This window comes from Prevotella sp. S7-1-8, from assembly GCF_000758925.1.
Lineage (GTDB): Bacteria > Bacteroidota > Bacteroidia > Bacteroidales > Bacteroidaceae > Prevotella.
The window spans coordinates 1-6,602 of record NZ_JRNC01000062.1 but is presented as its reverse complement, the minus strand read 5'-3'; the positions used below and the strand labels follow the sequence as shown (position 1 = coordinate 6,602).

6 protein-coding genes and 4 tRNA genes are annotated in these 6,602 nt (G+C 46.2%); all 10 read left to right on the top strand.

The genetic code is table 11. The features are described 5' to 3' along the window. Positions 1-328: hypothetical protein (locus HMPREF1640_RS13755; protein ID WP_231565889.1), on the top strand; the 328-nt coding region annotated here is incomplete at its 5' end. Positions 329-1,600: 1,272 nt separating this feature from the next. Beyond that, a tRNA-Gly gene (locus HMPREF1640_RS09895) sits at positions 1,601-1,673 on the top strand. A gap of 45 nt (positions 1,674-1,718) precedes the next feature. Continuing rightward, a tRNA-Leu gene (locus HMPREF1640_RS09890) sits at positions 1,719-1,800 on the top strand. A gap of 27 nt (positions 1,801-1,827) precedes the next feature. Then, positions 1,828-1,911, top strand: a tRNA-Leu gene (locus HMPREF1640_RS09885). A 20-nt stretch (positions 1,912-1,931) separates the two neighbouring features. Further along, positions 1,932-2,004: transfer RNA gene (locus HMPREF1640_RS09880), tRNA-Gly, on the top strand. Between the two features lie 29 nt (positions 2,005-2,033). Then, complete coding sequence (locus tag HMPREF1640_RS09875) at positions 2,034-2,585, top strand: hypothetical protein (protein WP_036894283.1); 552 nt, start codon at positions 2,034-2,036, stop codon at positions 2,583-2,585. Between the two features lie 63 nt (positions 2,586-2,648). Beyond that, the gene (locus HMPREF1640_RS09870; protein ID WP_036894281.1) at positions 2,649-3,068 is read left to right on the top strand and encodes a single-stranded DNA-binding protein; all 420 of its coding nucleotides are present in this window, start codon (positions 2,649-2,651) and stop codon (positions 3,066-3,068) included. Positions 3,069-3,081: 13 nt separating this feature from the next. Continuing rightward, positions 3,082-4,389 (top strand): gliding motility-associated protein GldE, encoded by a 1,308-nt coding sequence (gene gldE / locus HMPREF1640_RS09865; protein WP_036894280.1) that lies wholly within the window; start codon positions 3,082-3,084, stop codon positions 4,387-4,389. Between the two features lie 9 nt (positions 4,390-4,398). Beyond that, on the top strand, positions 4,399-5,013 hold the full coding sequence (locus HMPREF1640_RS09860; protein WP_036894279.1) for a 4'-phosphopantetheinyl transferase superfamily protein: 615 nt from the start codon (positions 4,399-4,401) through the stop codon (positions 5,011-5,013). Between the two features lie 837 nt (positions 5,014-5,850). Further along, positions 5,851-6,602 (top strand): gliding motility protein GldB (locus HMPREF1640_RS09850; protein WP_231565888.1); only part of this gene is annotated, 752 nt, incomplete at its 3' end.

Here is a 6,602-nt window from a genome sequence, read left to right as displayed (position 1 = left end):
GGTCCGTTATCCGTGGTTATTGTTTTTACGTTATGCTTGTAAGGCAGGGATAAAAGGCTTGTACCCTTACTTCCAAAAAAAACACAAGGCGAGTTTATCCAGAATTCAGGTTACAAAACAACAGCCAGATCACCAACTTTTATTGAGAGTTTCTTATCTCGAACTCAGGTTAAAAGTTCATACGCACAAATCTCCACCGCGCCCGCACGCTCTCAAATCCGGAGCGGCTGCCTTCATTCATTCTTCGATCCCCATTCTTCAACCCTTACTCCCCATTGTCCATTTTGTAAAACATGATTACCGTTTTTTGATCATTGTTTTCGAGTAATCCAGAGCGAAAAAGGCTGTCTTTTTTTGTCAAAAACAAGACGGGCGTCACAAAAAATCATAAGAGGGTCGCGATTGGCGCTTTCTCATGGCGTGATTAGGCCTTGTTGGCAGCGCGAAAGGGCCGCGATCACGCCGCGATCGCAACCTTGTCATCATGCCATTTGGCACTAAACCGCGGACCGCGAAACAGGAGAAAAGGCTATTTTTAAAAAGACGCTGAATGTCAGGGATTTGCAAACAATCGCATATTTCGCGTATTTCGGGCAAAGGCAAACTTTTTTTTAAACAAGCGAATTTGAGAGGGGTTTTTGTTCAAATAATTGACTGTTTCCAATTTTTCAAGAACCGCGTTAGGGACAAGCGTGTCTCAAAAGAGAAAAGACAAGAACGCGCATACAATCCATCGCCATCTTGAAGCGCGCGCTCGGCCCTTTCGCCCCCGCCTATGTCGCAACATGGCAAGCGTCTCCCCCTACACACACGGAAATTTGTTGTGCCAAGGGGTTGATATCAACAGCGAAACGAGACTCCATACTTCTTCCACCAAGCCAGATTGCCAGCTTTTGTCGCGAGCTTCTTATCCAAAGCCCAGGCACGCAGCTCACCTCGACACTATCGGCCTGGAAATCCATGGCAACACAATTGCCAAGGAATCCGACGTATACGATGTGCGTTTTTGACAAGTACCGCACATGACAACGCGGCAAGTACATTTTTTATAATTAGCCATGTCAAAATCACCATTTTTGGCGATTGCAAGGATAATATGCGTGTAGTCAAACGCGACAGCGCGCCATTGGGCAAGCATGTCTGGACAAAGACGGCGATATGGCCATGCGGCGCGGAAAGAGAGCGGTGGCAAACGCCAAACACTCCGACGAATTGGCATGGAGGACCAAGGTGTGTGTCACCAACGGCCGGTGGCATCCAAAACAATATTGTTCGTGACAAAAGATAGCTGTTGAGAATACAAATAAACCTGTCAGGCAATATATAGCGAAAAAGAATTCGTTTGAACATTATACGGAAAAGAGAATCATGTCGAAACAAAAGAAACTGAACGAAAAGCCGAGAGAAAGGTTAAACTTTATCCACGCCAAAGCGCGAATTGTTCAAACGCGTTTTGCGATTTCGCGCTCGCTGGTTGACTCCGCGCAGACACGAGAGAAAAAAAATAAGAGAAAAAAATAAGACGAAATATTTGTAAGGTCGGAAAAATGTTGTATCTTTGCAACCGCATTTAGCGAAATGCCTCGTTACAGAGTGTTATGCGGCAATAGCTCAGTTGGTAGAGCACGACCTTGCCAAGGTCGGGGTCGCGAGTTCGAGTCTCGTTTGCCGCTCTTTGTTTTAAATAAGACCAAGGAGAAGCCTGTGGGTTTCTATTTGCCCAGGTGGCGGAATTGGTAGACGCGCACGTTTCAGGTGCGTGTGTTTTACGACGTGCAGGTTCGAGTCCTGTTCTGGGCACAGTTTTATTTAAGACGTATACATGTTGGAGAGGTGGCGGAATTGGTAGACGCGCTACTTTGAGGGGGTAGTGACAATTGGGTCGTGGGAGTTCGAGTCTCCTCCTCTTCACTTGTATCAATGTTTCATGTGCGGCAATAGCTCAGTTGGTAGAGCACGACCTTGCCAAGGTCGGGGTCGCGAGTTCGAGTCTCGTTTGCCGCTCTTTTTTTATGCGAGAAACATCATCATCCATGAATTTATATTTAAGATATTTTGATAATGAGACGCTTGTATCTCATGTAGATGAAGCCATAGATTTTTTAAGAAGCATTCAAGACATTAATGTCACGCCAGAGATGGAGGCAGACATCAGGGACTACGCGGCCAGCGACGTTTTTTTTCCAAAACGCTACAAGGTTCGGGCGCACGTATATTTCATCATCATCAAGACCGTGGCCGACACCATGCTTGATTTCAAACAGAAAAAAGGACTGCGCTCGCAAACACCAAACATAGGCCAAGACCGACGCGGACAATCGGACAACTCATTGTTTCTGCTGACCCAAACACGTGAGGGCTGGTATGAAGGAGCGCTTGACTTTAAACGCGTGGTAATGATCCCATCCACTGGCAAACATGAATATCGCGACACAAAATTCGTGGCGCGATGTAAAGCCACGTCAGGCCAAGACTGCTACAACCGCATTGTGGAGCACCTGCGCGACCGCGTGGACAACCGAAGCCAGTTTCCATCAGCCAAAGGAAAAAACTTCCATTTCAAATATTTGGGCATGTGGAAATAAGCGTTCCACAATAACTCGGCGAGCGTGCGATGACAAACGTTTCACCATTTAAGATATACTCTCATGAATAAAGTGATGCTGATTGGCAATGTGGGCAAAGAGCCAGACGTGCATTATTACGACGCCGACCAAGCCGTCGCCAAGGTTGCATTGGCCACCTCTGAACGCGGATACACACTAAAAAATGGCACGCAAGTACCGGACAGAACCGATTGGCACAATCTTTTATTCTATAAACAATTGGCCAAGATAGTGGAACAATACGTGCACAAAGGCGACAAGCTCTATGTGGAAGGCCGATTGCGCTACAACGCGTACGATGACAAGCAGGGGAAACGACGCTATGTCACCGAAATTGTTGTGGAAAACATGGAAATGCTCACGCCCAAGCCTCGCGCCAACAGGGACAACTCGATCGAGACGAAGGCTCCCGACACCATTGCCAACGATACCGAGGAGAAGCGCGACAAACTCCCTTTCTAACTTTTAGAAACTCTTGGACACGTCTTTTTTATACCAATTCAGCGACTTGGCGGTTTTTCACCCCATAACCACCGGGGTAGTTGTAGCGGCCGTCTTGGCCGTCGCGCTACTCGCGTTGTCAGGCTTTGCCAGTGGCTCCGAAATCGCTTTCTTCAGCCTTTCGCCACAAGATTTGGAAGATTTGAACCCTGACAAAAACGAAAACGACGCTAACATACAGATGCTGCGCGATGATTCTGAACGCACGTTGGCCACCATTCTCATCACCAACAACTTTGTAAACGTCACGATTATCATGTTGTGCAATTACATTTTTGCCACACTCATAGAGTTCAGAGAGGCGTGGCTGGAATTTATTTGCATCACGGAACTGCTCACATTCCTGCTTCTCCTTTTTGGCGAAATCATGCCCAAGATCTACTCCCGGCAATCGCCGTTGGCCTTTTGCCGCACCACCGTGAAAGGAATCATGGCGCTTAGGAAAATGTTTTGGACATTGGGCACCATACTCATCAAAAGTGGCGCGCTCGCCGAAAAAGCCGTGCCCAAAGAGAACAGGCAACTAAGCGTGGACGATTTGCAGCAAGCGTTGGATCTAACCGACAAAGAAGACATTAAGGACGAGCAGAGCATGCTGCGCGGAATTATTCGTTTTGGCGACGAGACGGCTAAAGAAATCATGACCAGCAGGCAAGACATCGTGGCCATAGACATACGCAGCGGTTACGGCGACGTGCTCAAATCCATTATCGATAACAACTACAGTCGCATACCCATATACCAAGATAACGATGACAACATACGCGGCGTGCTGTACATCAAAGACTTGTTGCCACATCTCTCCAAGGCTCCCACGTTTCGCTGGCAAAGCCTGATGAGGCCTCCATATTTTGTGCCGGAGACCAAGAAAATAGACGACTTGTTGCACGAATTTCAAGACAACAAGGTACACATCGCCATCGTTGTCGACGAGTTTGGCGGCACGAGCGGATTGGTTACGCTCGAGGACATACTCGAAGAAATCGTGGGCGAAATAAACGATGAGTATGACGAGGACGACAATTCATACTCCAAACTGAGCTATAACACCTATTTGTTTGAGGGAAAAACACTTCTGACAGACTTTTGCAGGATAGTGCAAATAGAAGAGGACGAATTCGCCGACGTGGAGGGCGACGCCGACACCTTGGCCGGCTTGCTGTTAGAATTGAAAGGAGACTTCCTGAGTGTACACGAGACGATAGAGTACAAAAGATACAAATTTGAGGTGATGAATGTAGAGGGACGTCGTATCAGTCGAGTCAAAGTCACATTGTCATAAGACACCGAGATGCCACTGTATAGAGATGAAAAACTGAAAAACGGCGTCAGACTGTGCATTTGGAAAATGACAGAGTTAGTGACGGATTTGCCCTTGCCACCAAATCTTGACATCACGAGCATACACTCCAATACAAGACGTAAAGAAATCCTTACCATATACGCCCTACTTCACCACGCCACGGGAAGCCCTCTTGAACTCATCAAGCACGACCATACGGGGCGTCCTGTTCTGCAAAATGCCGAGATCAGCATTAGCCACACCAAGGGCTGGGCTGCCATTGTTTTGTCTCGCCATAGCATTGTGGGCGTGGATATTGAATATTTCTCGGACAGGGTGAACAGGGTGGCCTCTCGTTTCATACGCACAGATGAAAACATGCCCACCCTACAAACGCGCCTTGTCAACTGGTGCGCCAAAGAAACAGTATTTAAAGTTTGCGTAGGCGAGGACCTTCAGTATTTTGACATGCGGCTTAAACCTTTTGACGCGCAAGCCAAAGGCTCGGTCCATGTAGAAGACTTGAAGCAACCCAAAACTATCAAAGTGAACTATGAGCTTAACAATGACTTCGTGTTGACTTATGCCATTGCCGAAGACATGGACCACCATACGAAGCTTTAATGTTCTTAAACGGACGCCAACTTCAAATCTTGGAAGCTGTTGCTCATCGGGCTGACTGGTTGCACGCCTTGGATAATCACGGCAAAAGTTAATTCCCATCCTCCACAACACCGTATATTATCACCCTTTCAACAAGGCACAAAAGAAGCCTCGTGGCTCTTGCGAAGTTAATCGCAGAGTCAACCAGCGAGCGCAAAATTACAAAACGTGTTTGAAGAACTCGCGTTCGGGTGCGGAAAAGTTTAATTCAATCTGAATGGCCAGAGGCTTGTGGGCAATGTTGTCCTTAATAAAGTACAGGTGTAAAGAATGAAGCGCGATGGATATGTCAAGCGAGCACCTGTTTTCGACGCGTTTTCCGTCTGTAGCATTAACGAACTCAAGCCATGGGAAATGTCACGGATCGAGTAGTATCACGAGAACTGGCAGGACATCATGCTTATGGACTGGCCCCATGTGTCGAAGCACTTGCAATGCATGTATGTTTTGAAAACACGCATGATTTTTCTTATAACTCCTTTCCTAAGTTTGTTGATTGCTTGAGCGAAATGCCATATTTGCCATAAGGAAGCAAAAGAGGAGAGTCTCTTTGCCAAAGTAACATATTCTATCATGGCCTTACTTCCTTTTTTCGTTTTTGGGGAAAAGTTTAGGGCAACATTGCATTTTGACAAAAAGAAATAAATGTTTTTTGTGATTATATTAACTTTTTTTGCTTTTTATTTGCAGGATAGTGACTTATTTATTATTTTTGCATACAAAATAGGCAATTAAAGATTGGGACAGAGAATATATTATATAATTGTAGTCATATCGCTTTTTTTTTCCGCTTGTGAGTTGAAGCTGAAACAAAGCATAGATAAAGATGATGCCAGGCATATCAAAGTAGAGCGATATGACAGGTTGCAAAGTCGTTATCTCACTACCGGAGACTTCTCCGCACTTCAACAAATGAACACCGAATATCCCATTGAGACCCGAACGTTGGTAGAAAAAATGCTGCAGATTGGCGAGGTGAGCGACCACGCCATCAATGAGAAATTCTTGCGTTTTTATCAAGATTCCACACTGCAAACCATCATCACCGATGCCAGCTCGGAATATGCCAACATGGACGACATAAACAAACAGCTTGAGCAAACATTCTCACAACTTAAGGAATGGCTGCCCAACATGCCCATTCCGCGCGTATACGCACAGATTGGAGCCTTGGACCAAAGTATCGTCGTGGGCGAAAAAACCATAGGCATATCGCTGGATAAATACATGGGGGCCAAATACCCCATCTATCGGCGATACAACTATTCCAACGAACAACTGCGCACTATGGGCCGAAACTACATCGTACCCGACTGCGCAACGTTCTACCTGCTAAGCCTATATCCCATGCAAAACTATGATTCTCGCACACAACTTGAGAAAGATTTGCACATGGGAAAAGTAATGTGGGTGGTAAACAAGGCTATGCAAAAGCGGATGTTTAGCACCGATTATGTAGATGCCGTGGACAGGTATATGTCCGCGCATCCTACCATTACTGTCACGGAGCTTTTACAAAGCGATGATTATCGCAAAATGGACATGAAATT

Excerpts from the sequence above, each read along its gene's own strand:
- HMPREF1640_RS09875 (WP_036894283.1), top strand. The coding sequence starts at position 2,034 with ATGAATTTATATTTAAGATATTTTGATAATGAGACGCTTGTATCTCAT.
- HMPREF1640_RS09870 (WP_036894281.1), top strand. The coding sequence starts at position 2,649 with ATGAATAAAGTGATGCTGATTGGCAATGTGGGCAAAGAGCCAGACGTG.
- HMPREF1640_RS09860 (WP_036894279.1), top strand. The coding sequence starts at position 4,399 with ATGCCACTGTATAGAGATGAAAAACTGAAAAACGGCGTCAGACTGTGC.